The sequence below is a fragment of the Colwellia sp. SU-HH01172 genome, assembly GCF_057553355.1.
In genome coordinates this window covers 313,837-334,238 of record NZ_BAAJMB010000001.1, presented here as the reverse complement: position 1 = coordinate 334,238, position 20,402 = coordinate 313,837, and the positions used below count along the sequence as shown (strand labels likewise).

Sequence of the window (20,402 nt, the reverse complement as noted above, 5' to 3'; positions counted from 1 at the left end):
AAAGGGACGATAGCGGCATATAAATGCTGCACATTAAAGTCGCTCGGAAAGTACAACTCCCTCGTGTAAAGAGATAAAGATGTTAGAAGATATTCGAGAAAGCTCTCAAGGATTAACCGCTAAGATTATTCTTGGTTTTATTATTTTAACCTTTGCCGTTGCTGGTATTGGTAGTTACACCAACTCTGTCGACACTTCAGTGGCTGATGTTAATGGTGAAAAAATATCGCAAGATGAATTTAATAAAGCCTATCAAGCTCAGCGTAACCGTATGGCACAACAATTTGGTGATATGTTTGAAACGCTTTCGGCTGATGCAAGTTACATGAGTAATTTTCGTCAAGGGGTGTTGGACAACCTAATTAATCAAAAATTGGTTGATCAAAATTCTGAAGCATTAGCTATTCGCGTTGCGGATGAAAGAATTAAAGATACTATTCGTAATATGCCTGAATTCCAAGTTGACGGTGTATTTGATAACAACCGCTATTTAGCGATGATCAACCAAGCTGGCTTTTATCAATCGTCAGACTTTCGCGATTACTTACGTGTTGAAATGACCCGTCGTCAATTAACCCAAGCTTTAGTCGCGAGCGAATTTAGTTTACCTTATCAAAAAGACATGTTTACCGCGTTGCAAAATCAACAACGTGATATACGTTTTGCCACGATCAGCGCTGAGCAGTTTAAAGCTGATATTGAGTTAACTGATGAAGAAGTTAATCAGTATTATTTAGCAAATCAGTCTCGTTTTGAAAATCAAGAAAAAGTAAAAGTTAACTACATTACCTTAGACGTAAACGATATTGCCGCAACTGTTGCATTAACGGATGCCGATGTAGAAAGCTATTATCAAGACAACATTAGTCGTTACCGTGAAGACGAACAACGTCGAGTTGCGCATATTTTAGTGGAGTTTGGTGAAGACGAAGAGAAAGCTAAAGCAAGTGCTGAAGCATTATTGGCTAAAGTAAATGCCGGTGAAGACTTTGCGACCCTTGCCAAAGAAAACTCAGCAGACACCTTTAGTGGTGAAAATGGCGGTGACTTAGATTGGATAGAAGCCGGTGTGATGGATGAAGCTTTTGATGAAGCGGCATTCGCCTTAACGGATGTTGGTAGCGTTAGTGATATTGTTAAAACTGAATTTGGTTTTCACATCATTAAGCTGACTGACTATAAAGCCGAAAAAGTTCAAAGCTTAAGTGACGTAAGAACAGCACTAGTAGCACAAGCTAAAAGTGAAAAAGCGCAAGATAAGTTCTTTGAACTTCAACAAGAAGTGGCGCGTTTAAGTTTCGAATTTCCTGACAGTTTAGAAGACGCCGCGGGTGCCATCAATGCAACCGTTAAAACTTCTGATTGGTTGGCTCGTGGTGGCGTAAATGCTGAACCTTTCAGTGGTAATAAAACCATTGAAGCCGCGTTCTCAGATATCGTGCTTAATGAACAGTTAAACTCTGACATTATCGAAGTGAATGATAATTTAGCGATTGTGTTACGTTTAAATCAATACCAAGAAGCGAACGTTAAGCCACTTGCTGAAGTTAGCGCGCAAATTAAAGATGTTTTAATTGCGGAAAAAGCTTCGGAAAAAGCACAAACAGTTGCTGATGAATTGTTGGTAGCGTTTAAGTCGGGTACCGACATTACTGAGCAATTAGCAGCAATGGGCGCGACGATGGAAGTTAAAACAGCGGTTGCCCGTGTGGGCAGTGGTTTAGATGCTAGCTTGGCACGAGAAGCGTTTAAATTGCCTCGTCCAAGTGAAGGTAGCGTTTCTGCGGCAACGGTGAATTTAAGCAACGGCGATTTAGCGGTTGTCGAAGTGCAAGCCGTTAATGTTGGCGAAGTTAAAGATTCACCGAACTTGTCTCAACAACTAACCCAGCAATTAGCACAAGCGGCTTATTTAGGTTACGTTGAGTCATTGAAAACGGATGCAGAAATCATTCGTCGTGAAGTTGCAGCACCGGCTTCGCAATATTAGTTTAATTGCTATACGCACAGTCATAACTTAACATTAAAAAACCAGCTTAACGGCTGGTTTTTTGTTTTTAACGGCTGAGCGTTATGTTGCCAATCGAGCTTATTACTTAGCCTGAAGTTGGGTTACTTAAGGTTTGGCGTTTTAATCACTCGATAAAGATTAAAGGGCTAGCTAGTGTCGCAATAGCAGCAGCACTGGTTGTTGAGCAAATACCTTCAGAGATATTCCCTATTAATGTTAGTGTGCTAGTCCGCAGTGATCAGTGGTGCAACAATTGAAAGTGTTGGCTCATAATTAATTTTTTCGTGTATTTATGCTTAGGTCGCTGTAATACTTCTCTAGTTTTTCCTGCTTCTAATACTTCACCTTTACACAGCACTAACATTTCATCACTAAAATGCCTAACAATACCGAGATTGTGAGAGATTAAAATAAAGGCAAGCCCCATTTGTTGCTGTAAATCTAACAATAAATTGATCATTTGCGAGCGCAAAGAGGGATCAAGTGATGCAAGCGCTTCATCAAGAATAATAACCTGTGGCTTTAAAATAATGGCTCGTGCTAGTGAAATACGTTGTTTTTGGCCGCCAGAGAACATGTGTGGATAAAAACTCATGTGGTCTGCTAACAAGCCCACCTTCTGCAATGTTTCTCTGATTAATTGATGTCGCTGTGGTTCATCTAAATCAGTATTTAATTGCAATGGTTCGTCTAGTAATTGCTCTATGGTTAAACTTGGATTTAATGTTGTGCCAGAGTCCTGAAAAATCATCCGTACATGCTGGCAGCGCTGTTTAAAGTTACCTGGCTCTAGTGTTTGACCGTTTAGGCGAATATGCCCAGTAGAAGGTAATTCTGCGCCAACCAATAATTTAGCCAACGTTGACTTACCTGAGCCAGTTTCACCAACAATTGCCAAGGTTTTATGAGCCATAACATCAAACGACAATGGTGCTAATGCCGCAACACTTTTTCGATTCAGCCAATAATTCTTATCTTTATAACTTTTGCTGAGATTGATTACTTGTAATAACACTTTGCTCACGAGTAATTATCCTTCAATGGAAAGTGGCAGCTAACTTGCTGACCATGAAAGTTCTTGATTTTTGGGGCATGAACACATTTTTGTTGTGCTCTTGGGCAGCGTGGCCCTAATCGGCAACCAATCGGTAAATGTTGCAAAATAGGAATACTACCCGGTAAAGTCATCAGTCGTGATTTACTTGGTATTTGCATGTTTGCTTTCGGACTACTGTCGACAAGTGCGCGCGTATAGGGGTGGTATGGTTGGTTAAATATTTGTGCTGTTGTACCCGCCTCAACAAATTGGCCGCTGTACATCACGGTAATGGAGTTTGTCCAATGGGTAACATTTTCTAAGTCGTGGCTGATCAGTAATATCGACATGTTTTTAAGCTGATTGAGGCTAGCAAGTAAACGAAAAATTTGCCCTTGATTGGTACTTTCCATTGCTGCTGTTGGCTCATCAGCGATAAGGAGAATGGGGCGTCTGGCGAGTGCCATAGCAATCATCACGCGTTGACACAAGGCATCGGTTAATTGGTGAGGAAAACTTTTAACACAGATGTCGTGCTGCTTAATGCCAACTTTATGCAGCAAGGTAATTGCCGCTTGTTTTCGTTGTTGCTTCTTTTGCCAAAAAAAACCACTTAGTTGCTCAGCATCAACGGCTTCTTCTAATTGTTCGCCGATAGTGGTTGTAGGGTCTAAACATGCCATCGGCTCTTGAAATATCATCGCAACATCTTTGGAGATTATTGCTTTGCGTTCATCTGGCGATAAGCGCATTAAATCGTGACCACGCCAGTGAAAACGGTCAGCATCGACTTTCCACTTATCGTCCAGTACCCCAACGATAGCTTGAGCTAATAACGACTTTCCTGAGCCTGATTCGCCCACTAAACCGCGTACTTCCCCTTCCTTCATGGTTAAGTTCACGCGGTCAACCGCTAGTATTGGACTAGTCGTTGTTTGGAGCTCTATTGAAAGGTTGCGAATATCAATTAAGTTCATTAGTTTTCCTTGCGCACTTTCAGGGCATGGCGCATACCTTCACCGACTAAGTTGGTTGCAATAACTGAAAATAAAATCGCTAAGCCAGGTAAGTAGACAGTCCAAGGGGCTATATAAAATAAGTCAAGGCCATTGGCTAACATGGCCCCCCATTCCGGCATAGGAATGGGTGCACCTAAGCCAAGAAAACCAAGGGCGGCAATATCTAGAATTGCTGCTGATTGTGCTAAGGTTGCTTGACTGATCAGCTTTTCAACAATATTTGGAAAGATAGAATAACGGAGAATTCGAATTGGGCTGGCGCCATCGAGACGAGATGCCAAGACATAATCTTTAGTAAATTCTTCTTTTACTGCGTTACGGGTGATATGGACAAATTGTGGGATTAACACCATGATAATAGCCCACAAAGTATTTTCTAAACCTGGTCCAAGTATCGCAACAATGACAATTGCTAACAGTAACGACGGGATTGACAAAATCACATCAAGAAAATGATTAAGAACACTAGACTTTACGCCTTTAGTTAACGCAGAAATCGAGCCGATAATAACGCCGATTACCAGAGATACGATAACCACGATAATACTCAAACCAAAAGTTAACGATGTACCGTGTATAAGACGTGACAGCATATCTCGGCCAAGATTGTCGGTTCCCAAGAGAAAGCTAACATTACCGTCGTTATTCCACGCAGGTGGCAGTAATAAACTATCTAAATGGTTTTCCACGGGGGAGTATGGAGTAATTAAGTTTGATAATATCGCCAGAGCAATGAGAAAGAGAAAACAACCAAAACCAATGACCACCACAGGCGGCTGTTTAAAGTTATGCCATAGTTGCATTAACGGTGTGGGAAATTCCTCTTCTTGATATATTTTATCACGCGCCATGACGAGGCTCCCGAGCTAAAGGGTTAAGTGCAGCATAAACAAAATCAATAATGATATGAACAATAAAGATAAAAGTAGAAAGTACAATTAGGCCACCTTGAATGGCGGTATAATCGCGTTGATAAATACTCTCAATTAACCATCGCCCGATGCCAGGCCAACTAAAAATCACTTCGGTTACCATAGCAATTGTTACTAAGTTGGCAAACTGTAAACCAACATCACGAATAACTTTAATAACCGCGTTACGCATAGCGTGGCGATAAATTATTTGCCAAAAGGTTAATCCTTTTGCATTGGCGGCTTTGATGTAATGGGTATCTAAAACTTCCAGCATCGCCGTTCGTGCTAAACGCATAAATATTGTTGCTGGAGCAAGGGCAACGACGATTACCGGTAAAATAAGGTGGCGGGTTGCGTCAATAAATGCCTGCCATTTATAAGGGCTGTCACTTAATAGTATATCAACCAGTTGCAAACCAGTGACATGTTTTATTTCAAATAAAAGACTAATTTGCCCAGCAGACGGCAGCCAACCTAGTTGTATTGAAAAGACTAAGATAGCCAGTATTCCTAACCAAAAAACCGGCACAGAATAACCAATCATGGCAATAGCTAGAATAATATTGTCCGCCGCTTTTCGATGATAAATAGCAGCAATAAAACCGATAGGAATACCAAAAAACATTGCGACCATCAGCGCGACAACCGTTAGCTCTATGGTCGCAGGTAAGCGATTGAATATTTCCGTAGCAACCGGTAAATGGCTGGTCATTGAATAGCCCATATCACCATGAAATAAGTGGCTGACATAGCTAAAATACTGAGTTAAGAAACCGGCCTGATGTTGATATTGTTTTGATAATACTGCTAATTGCTCTGGAGTCGCGTTAATTTGTCCGGTTAAATTGATTAATTGCTCACCTGGAAATAAAAAGCTTAAGCTAAAAGATAGTATTGTTAGCAATAACATAGTGAAAAAGAACAAATTAAGCCGACGCAGGGTGAAAATAATCATATTAGTTTTTTGTAACCCCATTGAAGTCAATACCGCCGATGGAGCGTAGCAGCTGACCGTTTACTGAATTTGCTCGTGCTTGATATCTTTTGGAGTGGGCAATAGGAATCAAGGGCACTTCTTCGTTAATCAGTTTTAGTGCTTTTGAATAAAAAGCTTTGCGAGTATTGATATTGTCAGTTTGCAAGGCACTTTGGAGCAGTTGATCAAATTCTTGATTACACCAAAATGTTCTATTACTGCCGGTAATTGCCGAGGTGCAGCTGAGTAATGTTGAGAAAAAATTGTCAGGATCAGGGTGATCTGCGGACCAGCCAAGTAAAACACTCTGGTGTTCACCTTGGGATATCTTACGTAAAAAGGTTGACCACTCATAATCGGAAATTATATCAACCTTGACGCCTATTTTTTGCAAATCGGCTTGAATTAGCTTAGCCATGGTTATCGCATCTGGGTTATAGGCTCGTTGTACTGGCATTGCCCATAAGTTCATTGAAAAACCGTCTTCATAGCCGGCTTGCGCTAGCAAGCTTTGCGCTTTAGAAATTGAATATTCTTGGCTTTTAATTGTCTCATCATAAGCCCACGACGAATTTGGGATCAGGCCATTAGCCATATCGGCTTGTCCGGTATAAACGGTTTCAAGAATCGCTTGCTTATTAATGGCGTAAGATAATGCTTTTCTCACCAATGGATTATCAAATGGCGGCTTAGTGGTATTAAAGCCAATATAACCGACATTGAATGAGGTGACAGATTCCAAGGTCAGGCCAGGGTGTTGCTTGATTTTTTCATGGGCGATAGGGTAAGCAATCACATCGCACTCCCCAGCTAATAACTTAGTTAATCGCCCGGTATCTCTGGGGGTAATGTCAAAAACCAGCTGTTTAAGTTGTGACAGCTCCTTCCAAAATTTTGTGTGTGGCTCGTAGCGAATAAATGCACCTGAACTGTATTGTTTAAACTTAAATGGGCCGGTGCCAATAGGCAGCATGTCAATTTCTGGCATGGCGTTACGCTCGACTAATTCCTGAGCATATTCCTGCGATAATATAACCGCAGAGTTACCGCCAATATTTGCAAGAAATGAGCTGTCGGGGTGCGTTAATCTAAAGCGTACAGTGTGCTCGTTAATCTTTTCGACACTATCGATCAAATCTGGCAATTGTGCATTTTGAAAGAATGGGTATTTGCCACCAGAAACTGAGTGATATTCGTTGTCGGGGTCGATCATGCGATTAAAGCTAAACAATACGTCGTCGGCGTTGAGGGTTCGTGTTGGAATAAAGTAGGCGGTTTCATGAAAGTGAACATCTTTTCTTAGATAAAATGTCACCATTTTGCCGTCACGGGTAACATGCCATGATTTAGCGATTGCCGGAATAATCGAATTATCGATTGGATTAAATTCAATTAAGCGATTGTACAATTGGTTAGACGTTGCATCGATTGTGGTACCTGAAGTAACCAGTTGTGGATTGAAGCTTTCAGGCGTGCCTTCACTACAATAAATAATACTTTTTTCACTTAATAGAAGTGTTTCATTGGTATCGCAACCAAAAAGTGTTGAAAGCGCGACTAACGACAAAAAGCATGTGAATTTCGAATAGGTCATAGTGAGTTTTATTCTTCTTCAGCACCACTTGAATCAAGCAGGTTATATTTTTTTAAGTAACCTCTTAATTGATGATAGGTTAATTCAAGTGCATCTGCGGTTTTCTTTTGATTATATTGGCAATTCGCTAATGCTGACTTGATCAAATCGACTTCATAGTTCTGCGATAAATTCTTTAATGAAATTGGAAACTCTAGGCTGGCAGTTAACGGTTTAATGGCTTGCTCAACATTAATTGGCGCAGCGGTGGTAACATTATTATCGGTATCAGCTGCGCTGGGCACTGGCGCTGTGACAATGCGATCTTGCGTTTTAACACGTTTTGACGGTCGGTAAGGAGACTCAAATGGGTCGATAACCAATTCATGCACCGGCAGATGTGGATTGTTACAGCGGTAAACACTGCGCTCAACTACGTTCTTAAGCTCACGTATGTTACCTGGCCAGTGGTATTCCAATAGCGCTCGTTTAGCTTTTTCAGTAAAACCACTAAATAATTCAAACTCTAATTCTCGTGCCATGGTAATGGCGAAGTGCTCAGCAAGCACTAATATATCGTCTAAGCGCTCACGCAATGGCGGTAAAGTAATAACGTCGAAGGCGAGTCTATCGAGTAAATCTGCACGAAACTCACCAGATTCGGCCATAGAGGGGAGATCTTCATTGGTTGCCGCAACCAATCGAGCGTTAGTCTTAATGGTTCTAGAGCCACCAACACGTTCAAATTCGCCGTACTCGACTACTCTTAATAGTTTTTCTTGAATTAAACCTGAGGTATTAGCGATTTCATCGAGAAACAAAGTGCCATTGTCAGCACGTTCAAATCGGCCTTCGTGGCGTTTACTTGCGCCGGTAAAGGCACCGCTATCATAACCAAAAAGTTCACTTTCCAGTAAATTCTCATTTAAGGCGGCACAATTTAGCTTTAAATAACTTTGATCCCAACGTTTTGATAAATAGTGTAAACGTGCCGCGACCAACTCTTTACCTGTGCCACGTTCACCAATAATGAGCACAGGTTTACTTAATGGGGCAATCTGTGAAATTTGCTCGAGTACTTCTAAAAAACTGTTGGATTGACCAATGAGATTGTCTTGCTGGTTAAAACGTGCCATTTACTGACCTAATAATTGGTTTATTTCACTAACAAATAGTGTATTTTATTACTAACTGATAGAGAAGTCTTTTTTTAATTAATAATAAATTCATATATATCAAGTGATTAAATGTTTTCTTAAACTTGGCTCAGAACATGAATAGTAAATTACAAGACAATTTAAGCAAACTATTGAACGAGGAAGTAATTATGGGTGTTTTTTCAAGATTCACAGATATCATTAATTCTAATATCAACAACTTATTAGATAAAGCAGAAGACCCTGCAAAAATGGTGCGCTTGATCATACAAGAAATGGAAGACACGTTAGTGGAAGTTCGTTCTTCATCGGCGAAAACGTTAGCGGATAAAAAAGAGTTAGCGCGCCAAGCGAGTCGATTTGAAACTGATGCGACGCAATGGCAAGAAAAAGCGGAGTTAGCGTTAAGTAAAGGTCGTGATGACTTAGCACGTGCTGCGTTAATGGAAAAGAAAAAGTGTGTTGAAGGTGCTGAAGCCTTGCGCGATGAGCTAACGCATGTTGATGGACACATTTCTAAACTACAAGATGAAATATCACAATTGCAGGAAAAGCTCGCTGATGCTAAAACTCGTCAAAAAGCAATTATCATGCGTGAGAAAACGGCGAGTTCACGATTAAAAGTGAAAAAGAATATTGATAGTGAGCGCGTAAATGATGCCTTAAGTCGCTTTGACCGCTATGAACGAAAAATTGATGATATTGAAGCACAGGTTGAATCGTATGATATGGGCAGTAAATCATTAGCAGATGAAATTGCTGATTTAGCGTCAGATGAAAAAATTGATGATGAATTAGCTGATTTGAAAGCTAAAATGAAATCTGATAAAAAAAATAAGTAATCATACGTTAACAGCATATGCCTTGAATTAGGTGCCAATTAAGGAGAAGTATTGTGGAAGAGATTATTATCGCTCCAGTCATTATATTTATGATAGTAGTAGCACCTATTTGGTTGATATTACATTACCGAAGTAAACGTCAAATTAGCCAAGGTTTCAGCGAAGAAGAGTATATTCAACTGTCTGAATTATCCGAGTTAGCAGATAAAATGGCCGATAGAATTAAAACGTTAGAAGCTATTTTGGATGCGGAAACTCCTGAATGGAGAAATAAAGTATGACCAATAAATGCCGAGGTGAGTTATATCGAAATACGAGCCAAGGAAAGTTAGCTGGAGTTTGCGCAGGCATTGCAGATTACTTTGGCTGGGAAACTTGGTTAGTACGTATTTTAGTAGTTTCAGGCGTGTTGTTAGGAATGGGTTGGTTTATTGTTATTTATATTGCCGCTTGGTTTATTTTAGATAAAAAGCCTGGTAGCGCCGTTAATGCAAAGCGCAATGCGCAGAGAAACCAAAATAGACACCATTCAGCGACGCAAGAGCATGCGCCACAGCAGCAAAGTGAAAATGAAGCCTTTGCGAATGAGTCGATTAAAGTGAAATCGCGCATCTGGCAAGCAGGAGAGCCTCCTAAGCAAGCGTTTCATGATATTCGACGCAAGTTTAAAACACTAGAACGTGAATTGAGAGTGATTGAACGCTATGTAACTTCGCCTGAATTTACCGTGTCACGGGAAATCAATAAACTGTAAGAAAAAGCGGCTTAGCCGCTTTTTTTATTAAACCAAACTTTCTGATACACACTATCTACTCGTATGCATTTTAATATATGGCGTTAACATTGTTCAGTATTAATGATGAAGTTTAACACTTTGGTAACTAAAAGATTAATGGATAAAGTTCTGTAACCTCATCAGAAAAACCGCTACCATCAAAGCACGTATTATTTCCTTAGATGAAAATTAGCGTACACATTTTCTTGTGGTTAACAGCTAGTTAATTCTACAAACCAATATAGCAGCTAGTCATGGCCCTCATTAATAAAATACAGTTAGAAAAATTAAAACAAAAAGCGAATGACTTGCTTAATCGATCTATTGATCAGCATGTAACATTAGCCGTAACAGGGCTCAGCCGTAGTGGCAAAACAGCCTTTATTACCTCAATGGTTAATCAATTACTCAATGAAGGTAGTAACTCACAGTTAAGCTTTTTCAATGTCGTGCATCAGGGCCGCTATATTGCAGCTAAACGAGTGCCACAAAGACATTTGCATATTCCAAGGTTTGAATATGACGGTGCAATGAATGCGCTTTGTCAGTCACCGGCGAAATGGCCAGAGCCGACAAACGGCATTAGTGAGTTACGAATTGCTATTCGTTATCAACCTAAAGAATCCTTACTCAAATATGCTACTGAATCAGCAACATTATATTTAGATATAACCGATTACCCTGGTGAATGGTTACTCGATTTACCTATGTTATCGCAGACTTATGAACAATGGTCACAGCAAATGGCTGCATTGTTAAAACAGTCTCCTCGCGCTGAGCATGCCCAAGGATTTCTCGATAAACTGCAAAGCTTTGATCCCTTTGCACCAGTGGACGAGAATGTGCTGGCACAATTGGCCCAAGAATATACCCAACTGTTGTTGCATTACCGCCATAATCTAGGGCTTTCCGTTATTCAACCTGGGCGCTTCATTCTACCGGGGGAGTTGGAAGATGCTCCGATTTTACAATTTTTCCCTTTTGTCGGGTTTGATAGTATCGACGGTAATGACTATCAAAACGCTAAAGACGATTGTTATATAGGTATGTTACGCGCTCGCTATATCGAATATAAAGAGCGAGTAATTCGTCGTTTTTATAAGGAACATTTTGTCAATTTTGATCGACAAATTGTGCTTGCAGATTGCTTAACACCGTTAAATAATGGCCCCGATAGCTTTTCTGATCTACAAAATGCTATGGCGATGATCATGAAGAGCTTCCAGTACGGTCAATCAAGTTTATTGTCTCGGTTGTTTTCACCGAAAATAGATCGCTTGTTATTTGCAGCCACCAAGGCAGATCATGTCACGCCAGAGCAGCATCAAAATCTAGTTTCTTTGTTAAACAAGTTAGTGTATCAAACTAAACAAACATTGAATTTTGATACCATTAAAATGAAAACATTGGCATTAGCATCGGTTAAAGCAACAAAAGTGGGCAAAAGCCAGTATCAAGGTAAGAATATACCTGTGATACAAGGCAGGCAGTTGGTTAATGATAAAAAAATCACGCTGTTTCCTGGAACTGTGCCAAGCACAATTCCTAAAGCTGATTATTGGCAACAGCAAGCTTTCAACTACATCACCTTTGCGCCCGCTGACTCGGCTAACCACGATGAATGTTTAAGCCATTTACGCATGGATCAAGTATTACAGTTTCTGCTTGGGGATAAATTAAAATGAGCGAACCTAAAGAGAAGTATCAACAACAAATATTGTTTGACGAAGTTGAACTGACAGAAAGCCCAATCAAGGCAAATACCCCACAAATAATTGTTGATGATCGTGATTGGTTAATCGACGAACAGTTAGAGTCCAGCGTCGAAAATATGGTTACTGAGCCTAAAAAGCCTCGCTGGCTGTGGCGGGGTATTGCCGCGCTATTTACCAGTTTAGTGGTGATTGAAACCGTACAGTTTTTTATTGCCGGTTTTAATCAGTCGCCAATTGTTGCTGGTTTATATGGCGCCTTACTCGCTGGCTTGTCAGTGGTTTGTGGACGCACAGTCTGGCGAGAATTTTCTGGGTTGCGACAATTTAGGCATCAGCAAGAGTTACAGCAACAAGCTCATGATATTAGCAATGATGACAGTAAAGTTTCTGCGGCGAACTTTTGTGAAATGCTTACCAAGCGGTTACCAAGCGATTTAGCTGAACACGATCACAGTAAGTGGCATGAACTGGATATTGAAGAGTTTAATGAAGCTGAAATTTTGCAGCTTTATTCGCGTAATGTTTTATCGCAAGTTGACCAAAAAGCGCTGGCTGAAATTGCTAAATTTTCAACAGAGTCAGTTGTACTCGTCGCCTTAAGCCCTATTGCTGTTATTGATATGTTGATCATGTTGTGGCGAAACCTGCGCTTGGTTAATAAAATCGCATCACTATACGGCTTAAAATTAGGTTATTGGAGTCGAGTCAAGCTAATTAAACAGGTCATATTTAATATGGCTTACGCGGGAGCGAGTGAATTAGTCGCTGATTTAGGCGCTGATTTACTGGGTGCAGAACTTTTAGGAAAACTATCTGCCCGCATGGCTCAAGGGCTAGGTGCCGGTATGTTAACGGCAAGATTAGGTTTAAAGGCTATGCATATGTGCCGTCCGATCCCATTTGCCGAGGAGGCGCCTAAGCTTGGCCAAGTTCGACAAAAAATTGTTAATCAGGTACAAGCATTAATCGTATCAAAGCGCTAATATCATGAAATATTTGTAAAAAAAGACAAATGTACATTCTTATGTAACACAAATTTTACACTCTTAAATTCTGCTTAAAAAATAGCCGATTTGAAAGTCGTGCTTTTTCTACCCTTGTTGCCTTAATATTGAGGCAACAAAATTAGCTCAACAATATCAAAATAACATTAAGAATAAATTGATATTAAGATAAGGTTAGAAAATGGCAAAGGCGACTAAATACGTTTCCAAAGTGGCAGATGAACAAGGCATTATTGCTTGGACTGCCGAAGAAAATAAGGTTTGGCAAGAGCTGTTGGCGCGTCAATTATCAACAGTTAAAGATACTGCCTGTGATGAGTTTTTAGAGGGCTTAGAAAAATTAAACCTGCCTTTAAATAGAATTCCACAACTTGAAGAAGTTAGTGATGTTTTAAGGGCAGAAACAGGCTGGAGCTGTGAGCCGGTGCCAGCATTGATTGGCTTCGGTGAGTTTTTCCGTTTACTTTCTGAAAAGAAATTCCCTGTTGCTACTTTCATTCGTTCACGAGAAGAGTTCGATTATTTGCAAGAACCTGATATTTTTCACGAAATATATGGCCATTGTCCGCTATTAACCAATTCGTCATTTGCTGACTACACTCAAGCTTACGGAAAAATGGGTTTAAATGCATCGAAAGAAGATAGAGTGTTTTTAGCCCGACTGTACTGGTTCACTGTTGAGTTTGGTTTGCTCGATACACCAAAAGGTTTACGTGTGTATGGTGGGGGAATTTTATCTTCTCCGAGTGAAACTGAGTATGCACTAAATGATAAAAATGTTGAGCGAAAACCTCTCGATGTTCTCGATGTTCTGAGAACACAATATCGTATTGATATTCTTCAGCCAATTTACTTTATGTTATCGAAAGTGAGTGACCTTGATAATATTCGCAAATTAGAGGTAGAAGAGATAATGGAATTGGTCGAACAGGCGCGAGAAATTGGACTACATCCACCAAAATTTGAATTAAAAACAACATCAAAAGCAAGTTAAGGAAATTTTATGAGTGCCGAATTATCAAATCAACAATGTGAAGCATGTCAAGTTGATGCCCCTAAGGTAAGTGACGATGAGTTAGCGAGTTTATTAGCGCAGATACCTGATTGGGTACCGGAAGTTAATAACGGTGTTATGATGTTAGAGCGCGTTTATAAATTTAAAAATTATAAGTTAGCTTGGGCGTTTGCTAATAAAGTTTCGGAGTTGGCTGAAGAAGAATTTCATCATCCTGCCGTTTTATTAGAGTGGGGCAAGGTTAAAGTTACTTGGTGGACCCACGCAATAAAAGGGCTCCATAAGAACGACTTTATCTGCGCAGCAAAAACTGACCAGCTTCTGTAATGTTTGCTTACAAGAATAAATACTAGCCTCCTATTACAGGGGGCTTTTTTTTGTTGTAAAAATTAGTTTACAATAGGGGATTGAAAATAGCAGTTTGTATGAGGTTAGGGGATGCGTTTAGAAATAGGTTGCCAAGACCGAGTTGGTATAGCACAAAATGTTTTGGCAATATTTGTTGAGCGTGGCATTGATTTACGCGGTATTGAGTTAAAACAGCCTGGTAAGATCTTTATTAATATTCCAGATTTGGAGTTTTCAGAGCTGCAAGATTTTATGCCACAACTGAGATTGATTGATGGGGTTGTTGATGTAAAAACCACTCCATACATGCCGTCTGAGCGTGAGAAAAATGAATTTGAAACCTTAGTCAAAACATTTCCTGACCCTTTTATTTCGGTTGATACCAAAGGCCAAATTCGCATGGTCAATAATATTGCCGCACAAATAATGTGTGACTCACTTGAGAATATTATTGATGAACATGTAAGTAACTGGTTAAAAGGCTTTAATTTTACCCGTTGGCTTGATGGCGATGAAGTGTTAGCACAAACTCGTCGTATTAAATTTCAAGATGACGACTTTGTCGCTGATATTATTCCAATTCATGTTGCCGAAGGCGGTGAAGCTCAAGTACTGGCCGGAGCGGTATTGATCCTTAAATCTGAAGCCAGATTAGGCCAACAAATTAGTGCCTTTAAAAAAGCCAATGACAATAATTTTGCTGGCATTCAAGCTAACAGCAGCACAATGCGTAAAGTGTTACGTGAAGCAAAACGTATGGCACTGCTTGATTCTTCGATGCTGATTGTGGGTGAAACTGGCACCGGTAAAGAGTTATTAGCACGGGCTTGTCACAGTGCCAGCGATAGAGCAGATAAGCCATTTATGACCTTAAGTTGTGCCGCCTTACCTGACGATGCTGCTGAAACTGAGTTGTTTGGCTCAGGGGCTACCGGTGAGCTAAATAGTAAAAAAGGTATTTTTGAATCAGCTGATGGAGGCACGATTTTCTTTGATGAAGTCGGGGAAATGTCGCCGAAGTTGCAAACCAAAGTGTTGCGGGTCATTCAAGATGGAACGTTTCGCCGCATTGATGATGAAAAAGAAATTAAAGTTAATGTTCGTATTATAAGTTCTACCAACCGAGATCTACTTAATATGGTCTCCATAGGGGAGTTTCGAGAAGATTTGTATTATCGCTTAAATGTCCTTGGTTTAAATATTCCATCGCTAAGAGAACGTCGCGCAGATATTGTGCCGCTGGCGGAACTTTTTGTTGCCAAGTTTGGTCAACGTATAGGCAAAGCGCATATTTCTTTTGATAATGAATGTCTTGAGTTTATTGAGCATTACCCATGGCCAGGCAATGTCAGGCAATTAGAAAATGTGCTTATTCGTGCGGTATCCTTAATTGAGGGTAACGTTATTATGACTTCTCATCTACAGTTACCTGCATACACAAGAGAGCATGGTTACTTAGAGCAAGACTTTGAAGGGACACTTGATGCAGCGGTTAAAAATTTTGAAGCTGATTTATTACGTAAGCTTTACCCTGCATACCCGAGCACACGACAATTAGCGAAGAAATTAGGCTTAAGTCATACCGCGATAGCGAATAAATTGCGTGATTACGATATTAATAAAAAAACGGTCAAAATATAAATAGAGCTTTGACTTTTCCCTATTATTAGAATTATTTTTGAGAATTTATCATGAAACTATATGGTTATTGGCGCTCCTCAGCGGCTTATCGCGTTAGAATTGCGATGCATTTAAAAGGTTTGTCATTTGAGTCGATTGCAGTGCATTTGGTTAAAGATGGTGGACAACAACACCAAGATGCCTATGTTGAGCTAAATCCTGCGCACTTAGTACCAACCTATGTTGATGAAGACGTAACATTAAACCAGTCGTTAGCCATTATTGATTATCTAGACGAAAAATATCCCGCTGTTGCCATTTACCCAGCAGATATCGTTATGAAGGCTAAAGTTAAAGCTATGGCGCTTGATGTTGCTTGTGAAATTCATCCAGTGAATAACTTACGTGTTCAGCAGTATTTAGCTAATAACTTAGCAATTGAAGAGCAAGAAAAGTTGGCATGGAGCCATCATTGGATGAACTTAGGCTTTGCGGCAATAGAAAAACAGCTTGAAACCAATGCTGGTAAATTTTGTTTTGGCGATAATGTCACCATGGCCGATATTTGCTTAGTACCACAAGTATATAATGCCAATAGGTTTAATCTTGATATGAGTGCTTATCCTCATATTGTTCGAGTGGTGAATAATTGCAATGAATTACCTGCATTTATTGCCGCACTTCCAGAAAATCAAGCAGATGCGCAACGGTAAAACGCCAATATAGAAAAGGCGGTCATTGTATAGGTTGTCCTTATTCACTGAATATAAAGGTTATTATGTCAATACAAAATACAGAACAAAAACAAACACCTTGGGCAGTTATCGCGGTAATTATCGCTGCGATAATTACATTCGTGGTTTATTATTATGTTTTTGGCGTTGAGGAAAAAAATGATACAACACCGCCGGTAACTATTGAAGAACCCGCACCGGAGCCGGAAATTGAAGTCATTCCTGAGCCACTTGAGCTTGATGTTATTGAACCTGAAGTTGAGCCAGAAATCGAAGAGGTTGTTGAGCTCGAGCCTGAAATAATACTACCGAGCTTAGATGAAAGCGATTCATGGTTCAGTGATAAATTATCTAACCTAACTTGGCGTAAAGAGTTATTAAAATTAATCATTACCGACGATATGATCCGTCGCTTTGTGGTTTTTACTGATAATTTTAGCCAAGGTACCTTAGCCTATGAACATGCACCTATAATTGCTCCAAACACTAAATTTTCGGCAACAGAAGAAAAGTCACCGCAAGGGCTTAAATGGCACTGGGATGAAAGTAATACTCGCCGATTTAGTTTATATGTCGATTTACTACGCTCGATGGATAGTGAAATGCTGGTGCAATGGTATGTCGAATTAAAACCTTTAATTGATCAAGCTTATCAAGAGTTAGGCTACCCCGATGATGAATTTGGTGACGTACTGCAAGAAGCGATTACTAAAGTGCTAGATATGGAAATCCCAAAAACTTTACCAGAATTAGACCGCCCAAGTGTCATGTATAAGTATAAAGATGAGTCGTTAGAATCGTTAGATGATGCAGAAAAACTATTACTACGTTTAGGCAAAGAAAACTTACTGGTGATTAAATCAGTTATGTTAGAAATTAATGAAAAGCTTGCTCGCGCTCGCTAAGACTGAATTAGCTGTATGAATGAACCGATATTAGCCGATTGTATTCCAACCCGTAAATATGGCGTATTACACTTTTTGGCTAAAAAAATTTTGGGTTGGTGTGGTTGGTTAATTAAAGGGAACTTGCCGGCACAGCCTAAGTTTATTCTGGCGGTTGCCCCGCATACTTCAAACTGGGATTTTTTTGTCGGTATTGCGGCGATGTTTAGTTTGCAGCTTAAGGTTTCTTTTTTAGGCAAAGCGAGTATATTTCGTTGGCCAGTTAAATCAATATTGACGGCTATCGGCGGGATTGCTGTTGACCGAAAACATAGTCATGGCGTTGTCGGGCAAATAGTACAAGAAATAAAGCATAATGATCAGTTTATTTTAGGGCTAGCACCGGAAGGTACACGCAGTAAAACCACTGAATGGAAGACAGGTTTTTTGCATATCGCGAAGCAAGCCGAAGTACCTGTTGTGCCAGTTAGCCTCGATTTCGTTAAAAAGGAAATATACTTTCATCCTGCGATATATGTTTCAGGCGATATTTCGCAAGAGTTAGTTGAATTTAAGCAAGTCTTTGCCAATGTTTGTGCAAAAAATCCGCAAGCGGTTTAATTTTATTAACTAGCGCTTGCAACTGGCCATGCTATTAGCGATAATTCGCGCGCTTTAAGGGAATTCCTTAATCGCATCTATGGTGACCCTTTCGGTCCCTTCGCAATGATACTCTGTGAACTCGGCCAGGTCCGGAAGGAAGCAACCGCAGCAGACGACTCATGTGCCGGAGTGTGGCTGATTGGGTTGCCACCCAAATATTCTTATATAATATTAATCAATAACTTACACCTAATAAAGCCAAGCTAATTAGCTAGTGCTACGATTGGTGCTACATTAAGTTAGGTTATATTCTTCAGTGTATTATTAGCTCTCACTGCCAAATGTCATCATCACCATTACAATGCCGCTCTAACACCAAGTGAACCATAGAAATAGTATTATCTTGAATACAAATTTGTCGCCAAATATAGTTGTTCACTACTCTAATCCCCCATAATAAGATCTTAAATTAAATAATGTCTTTGACGTCATCAGCATTGTTATTTTAAGTATTTGAACTCTATTAACATTTATCCTATTTTTATCAAATAAGTGCGCAATACAGCGGCACGACTCGATTTGACAGATTTTTATTCATTTACTATACCTAACTTGTTAGTTAAGTCGGAACCAGTCGTGCGAAGGACATGCCGTAGTTTCAATTAACCCCTCTTCGCGTTCCTTTTGAAAGTTTCAATAAAAATTACTCATTCACATCTAGTGGAGGGTGGCTAAAGTGTTTTCTACGAAAATTGATGCTATTTTCACTGCAATTCTGGCTTACTTGCCGGTGCCAAATGCTGTCTGGATATTCCAATGATAGATGAAGCAATGGAGTATATACGTCGTGAGGTACGAGATTATCTCGGCATTGCAGATAATGAAGCCTCTGTTGGCCACATTCATGAATTAAAAGATACGCTGACTACACCGGGTTTACGTATTGGTTTAGTTAACTTAAGTGAAGAAAGTGCATTACGAAATTCTAATCATGTTGTGCGTAATAACGCTGGTCAGGTGGAATATAAGGAGCCTCCTGTTTATGTTAATTGTTGGTTGCTGTTTGGCTTTGATTTCTCCGACTATGGTACTAGCCTGTTGCGTTTGTCACAAACGGTTGAACACTTTCAAAATAAACGCTTTTTTGATCAAAATAATGAAGGTGTTGGTAATCCATTCCCAGCAACGATTGAACGTTTGATTTTTGATATGCATAGCGCTGATTTTGAACAACTGAACCATTTATGGGGGATTATGGGAGGGACTTATTTCCCCTCAGTTATGTATAAAATGCGGCTATTGAGAGTGCAAGCTGACGTCACTGTTTCTGGGCCTGAAATTACCCACCTTGAAGTCAATACAAGGTTTAAAGCACAATGAGCTTTCAGCGACAATACCTACCTTTGTTTTCTATTCGAGTACTGAATAATAGTACTGGCAATGCGATTGTTGGTGCGATGCTTAAAGCGAGCAATCAAACACAAAAGACTCTGAATAATCATCACTTGCTTGCTAAATCACGAGACTACGGCTTAGATGTGTTTTATAGCACCAATCCACAAGTAAGTAATGCTCTTTTGGGGCCCATCACCAGTGTCAAAAAACTAGATTTTGAATTACACCTCAGCGCCTCATTTTATAGTGAGTACTTACCTGATTTAGATGGCAGTACAGGTAAACAATTACATCTGCAAAACCTCAATGCGAGTGGTGCGGTTGTTTTAGCGAACAACACATCGTTGAGTCAGGGCAGCGTTATTTCAGCCATTGATGCGGTGAAAGTGCAACCGTTACGTTTTGAAGTACGTATGAATATTGACGGGGCGGCAACAGAAATTCAAGTCAGCAAACAATTTGATCCAGCGGCAATTGTTACATTGCCAGTAGCGGTTATTGGGAATGAGGTACAACTAGAGTTAGATTTAACTGAGTTGTCGGCAGGGCATTACCGCTTGGCGACAGACAGCCAAGTGAACCAATACAGTCATGTATTACTAGATAATGAGTTAGCCAGTGCAAGAGCTATGGGCTTGATCAGCGTTCATCTTGATCAACTACAAACGAATGCTCCAGCAAATGGCTATCAATTTGAGGCAAGGTTTGACCCCCGTTGAAATATAACTCATAGCAAAAGCCATTATTGGCTGATTGCGATAAGACTTAGAGTTTGAAAACG

Annotated in this window: 20 protein-coding genes and 1 other RNA gene; 15 read left to right on the top strand and 6 right to left on the bottom strand. The window is 40.0% G+C overall.

All coding sequences use genetic code 11. The features are described 5' to 3' along the window. Positions 1-79 precede the first annotated feature (79 nt). Positions 80-1,990 (top strand): SurA N-terminal domain-containing protein, encoded by a 1,911-nt coding sequence (locus AC27JP_RS01500; RefSeq protein WP_487111673.1) that lies wholly within the window; start codon positions 80-82, stop codon positions 1,988-1,990. A 259-nt stretch (positions 1,991-2,249) separates the two neighbouring features. On the opposite strand, the gene AC27JP_RS01495 is transcribed toward AC27JP_RS01500, so the two are convergent. From AC27JP_RS01495 to pspF, 6 genes are read right to left on the bottom strand one after another with little or no spacing between them, the layout of a single operon-like run. Further along, positions 2,250-3,035 (bottom strand): peptide ABC transporter ATP-binding protein, encoded by a 786-nt coding sequence (locus AC27JP_RS01495; RefSeq protein ID WP_487111672.1) that lies wholly within the window; start codon positions 3,033-3,035, stop codon positions 2,250-2,252. After that, positions 3,032-4,024, bottom strand: a complete 993-nt coding sequence (locus tag AC27JP_RS01490) for a peptide ABC transporter ATP-binding protein (RefSeq protein WP_487111671.1) — start codon at positions 4,022-4,024, stop codon at positions 3,032-3,034. The genes AC27JP_RS01495 and AC27JP_RS01490 overlap by 4 nt, the downstream gene beginning before the upstream one ends. Then, complete coding sequence (locus tag AC27JP_RS01485) at positions 4,024-4,917, bottom strand: ABC transporter permease subunit (protein ID WP_487111670.1); 894 nt, start codon at positions 4,915-4,917, stop codon at positions 4,024-4,026. The genes AC27JP_RS01490 and AC27JP_RS01485 overlap by 1 nt, the downstream gene beginning before the upstream one ends. Beyond that, the gene (locus AC27JP_RS01480) at positions 4,907-5,956 is read right to left on the bottom strand and encodes an ABC transporter permease (protein ID WP_487111669.1); all 1,050 of its coding nucleotides are present in this window, start codon (positions 5,954-5,956) and stop codon (positions 4,907-4,909) included. Before AC27JP_RS01480 ends, AC27JP_RS01485 begins: the two co-directional genes overlap by 11 nt. Next, a complete protein-coding gene (locus AC27JP_RS01475; RefSeq protein ID WP_487111668.1) occupies positions 5,937-7,550 on the bottom strand; it encodes an ABC transporter substrate-binding protein in 1,614 nt (537 codons plus the stop codon). The genes AC27JP_RS01480 and AC27JP_RS01475 overlap by 20 nt, the downstream gene beginning before the upstream one ends. 8 nt (positions 7,551-7,558) lie before the next feature. Next, positions 7,559-8,665 carry a phage shock protein operon transcriptional activator gene (gene pspF, locus AC27JP_RS01470; protein WP_487111667.1) on the bottom strand — a complete coding sequence of 369 codons (1,107 nt, stop codon included), beginning with the start codon at positions 8,663-8,665 and terminating at the stop codon, positions 7,559-7,561. A 191-nt stretch (positions 8,666-8,856) separates the two neighbouring features. Between pspF and pspA the strand changes: the two genes are divergently transcribed. The 14 genes from pspA (at position 8,857) to AC27JP_RS01400 (ending at position 20,340) form a co-directional block, all read left to right on the top strand. Further along, complete coding sequence (gene pspA, locus AC27JP_RS01465) at positions 8,857-9,528, top strand: phage shock protein PspA (protein ID WP_487113410.1); 672 nt, start codon at positions 8,857-8,859, stop codon at positions 9,526-9,528. Positions 9,529-9,581: 53 nt separating this feature from the next. After that, positions 9,582-9,809 carry an envelope stress response membrane protein PspB gene (gene pspB / locus AC27JP_RS01460; protein WP_487079532.1) on the top strand — a complete coding sequence of 76 codons (228 nt, stop codon included), beginning with the start codon at positions 9,582-9,584 and terminating at the stop codon, positions 9,807-9,809. Next, positions 9,806-10,282 carry an envelope stress response membrane protein PspC gene (gene pspC, locus AC27JP_RS01455; RefSeq protein WP_487111666.1) on the top strand — a complete coding sequence of 159 codons (477 nt, stop codon included), beginning with the start codon at positions 9,806-9,808 and terminating at the stop codon, positions 10,280-10,282. The genes pspB and pspC overlap by 4 nt, the downstream gene beginning before the upstream one ends. Before the next feature lie 275 nt (positions 10,283-10,557). Continuing rightward, entirely contained in the window at positions 10,558-11,988 is a 1,431-nt protein-coding gene (locus AC27JP_RS01450; RefSeq protein ID WP_487111665.1) for a YcjX family GTP-binding protein, read from the top strand. Beyond that, the gene (locus AC27JP_RS01445) at positions 11,985-13,001 is read left to right on the top strand and encodes a YcjF family protein (RefSeq protein ID WP_487111664.1); all 1,017 of its coding nucleotides are present in this window, start codon (positions 11,985-11,987) and stop codon (positions 12,999-13,001) included. The genes AC27JP_RS01450 and AC27JP_RS01445 overlap by 4 nt, the downstream gene beginning before the upstream one ends. 202 nt (positions 13,002-13,203) lie before the next feature. Next, the gene (gene phhA / locus AC27JP_RS01440) at positions 13,204-14,016 is read left to right on the top strand and encodes a phenylalanine 4-monooxygenase (protein WP_487111663.1); all 813 of its coding nucleotides are present in this window, start codon (positions 13,204-13,206) and stop codon (positions 14,014-14,016) included. 9 nt (positions 14,017-14,025) lie between these two features. Further along, positions 14,026-14,364, top strand: a complete 339-nt coding sequence (locus tag AC27JP_RS01435) for a 4a-hydroxytetrahydrobiopterin dehydratase (protein ID WP_487111662.1) — start codon at positions 14,026-14,028, stop codon at positions 14,362-14,364. Positions 14,365-14,475: 111 nt separating this feature from the next. Beyond that, a complete protein-coding gene (gene tyrR, locus AC27JP_RS01430) occupies positions 14,476-16,026 on the top strand; it encodes a transcriptional regulator TyrR (protein WP_487111661.1) in 1,551 nt (516 codons plus the stop codon). Positions 16,027-16,076: 50 nt separating this feature from the next. After that, complete coding sequence (gene maiA, locus AC27JP_RS01425) at positions 16,077-16,718, top strand: maleylacetoacetate isomerase (protein WP_487111660.1); 642 nt, start codon at positions 16,077-16,079, stop codon at positions 16,716-16,718. A gap of 65 nt (positions 16,719-16,783) precedes the next feature. Beyond that, the gene (locus tag AC27JP_RS01420) at positions 16,784-17,644 is read left to right on the top strand and encodes a DUF3014 domain-containing protein (protein ID WP_487111659.1); all 861 of its coding nucleotides are present in this window, start codon (positions 16,784-16,786) and stop codon (positions 17,642-17,644) included. Positions 17,645-17,659: 15 nt separating this feature from the next. Beyond that, positions 17,660-18,244, top strand: coding sequence for a 1-acyl-sn-glycerol-3-phosphate acyltransferase (locus AC27JP_RS01415; RefSeq protein WP_487111658.1), 585 nt, complete (start codon positions 17,660-17,662; stop codon positions 18,242-18,244). Positions 18,245-18,333: 89 nt separating this feature from the next. Next, an RNA gene (gene ffs, locus AC27JP_RS01410) (signal recognition particle sRNA small type) lies at positions 18,334-18,430 on the top strand. Between the two features lie 612 nt (positions 18,431-19,042). Then, on the top strand, positions 19,043-19,606 hold the full coding sequence (locus AC27JP_RS01405; protein ID WP_487111657.1) for a Pvc16 family protein: 564 nt from the start codon (positions 19,043-19,045) through the stop codon (positions 19,604-19,606). Then, positions 19,603-20,340, top strand: coding sequence for a hypothetical protein (locus tag AC27JP_RS01400; RefSeq protein WP_487111656.1), 738 nt, complete (start codon positions 19,603-19,605; stop codon positions 20,338-20,340). Before AC27JP_RS01405 ends, AC27JP_RS01400 begins: the two co-directional genes overlap by 4 nt. Positions 20,341-20,402 lie beyond the last annotated feature (62 nt).

Excerpts from the sequence above, each read along its gene's own strand:
- AC27JP_RS01500 (WP_487111673.1), top strand. The coding sequence starts at position 80 with ATGTTAGAAGATATTCGAGAAAGCTCTCAAGGATTAACCGCTAAGATT.
- AC27JP_RS01490 (WP_487111671.1), bottom strand. The coding sequence starts at position 4,024 with ATGAACTTAATTGATATTCGCAACCTTTCAATAGAGCTCCAAACAACG.
- AC27JP_RS01485 (WP_487111670.1), bottom strand. The coding sequence starts at position 4,917 with ATGGCGCGTGATAAAATATATCAAGAAGAGGAATTTCCCACACCGTTA.
- AC27JP_RS01480 (WP_487111669.1), bottom strand. The coding sequence starts at position 5,956 with ATGGGGTTACAAAAAACTAATATGATTATTTTCACCCTGCGTCGGCTT.
- AC27JP_RS01475 (WP_487111668.1), bottom strand. The coding sequence starts at position 7,550 with ATGACCTATTCGAAATTCACATGCTTTTTGTCGTTAGTCGCGCTTTCA.
- pspF (WP_487111667.1), bottom strand. The coding sequence starts at position 8,665 with ATGGCACGTTTTAACCAGCAAGACAATCTCATTGGTCAATCCAACAGT.
- pspA (WP_487113410.1), top strand. The coding sequence starts at position 8,857 with ATGGGTGTTTTTTCAAGATTCACAGATATCATTAATTCTAATATCAAC.
- pspC (WP_487111666.1), top strand. The coding sequence starts at position 9,806 with ATGACCAATAAATGCCGAGGTGAGTTATATCGAAATACGAGCCAAGGA.
- AC27JP_RS01450 (WP_487111665.1), top strand. The coding sequence starts at position 10,558 with ATGGCCCTCATTAATAAAATACAGTTAGAAAAATTAAAACAAAAAGCG.
- AC27JP_RS01445 (WP_487111664.1), top strand. The coding sequence starts at position 11,985 with ATGAGCGAACCTAAAGAGAAGTATCAACAACAAATATTGTTTGACGAA.
- phhA (WP_487111663.1), top strand. The coding sequence starts at position 13,204 with ATGGCAAAGGCGACTAAATACGTTTCCAAAGTGGCAGATGAACAAGGC.
- AC27JP_RS01435 (WP_487111662.1), top strand. The coding sequence starts at position 14,026 with ATGAGTGCCGAATTATCAAATCAACAATGTGAAGCATGTCAAGTTGAT.
- tyrR (WP_487111661.1), top strand. The coding sequence starts at position 14,476 with ATGCGTTTAGAAATAGGTTGCCAAGACCGAGTTGGTATAGCACAAAAT.
- maiA (WP_487111660.1), top strand. The coding sequence starts at position 16,077 with ATGAAACTATATGGTTATTGGCGCTCCTCAGCGGCTTATCGCGTTAGA.
- AC27JP_RS01420 (WP_487111659.1), top strand. The coding sequence starts at position 16,784 with ATGTCAATACAAAATACAGAACAAAAACAAACACCTTGGGCAGTTATC.
- AC27JP_RS01415 (WP_487111658.1), top strand. The coding sequence starts at position 17,660 with ATGAATGAACCGATATTAGCCGATTGTATTCCAACCCGTAAATATGGC.
- AC27JP_RS01405 (WP_487111657.1), top strand. The coding sequence starts at position 19,043 with ATGATAGATGAAGCAATGGAGTATATACGTCGTGAGGTACGAGATTAT.
- AC27JP_RS01400 (WP_487111656.1), top strand. The coding sequence starts at position 19,603 with ATGAGCTTTCAGCGACAATACCTACCTTTGTTTTCTATTCGAGTACTG.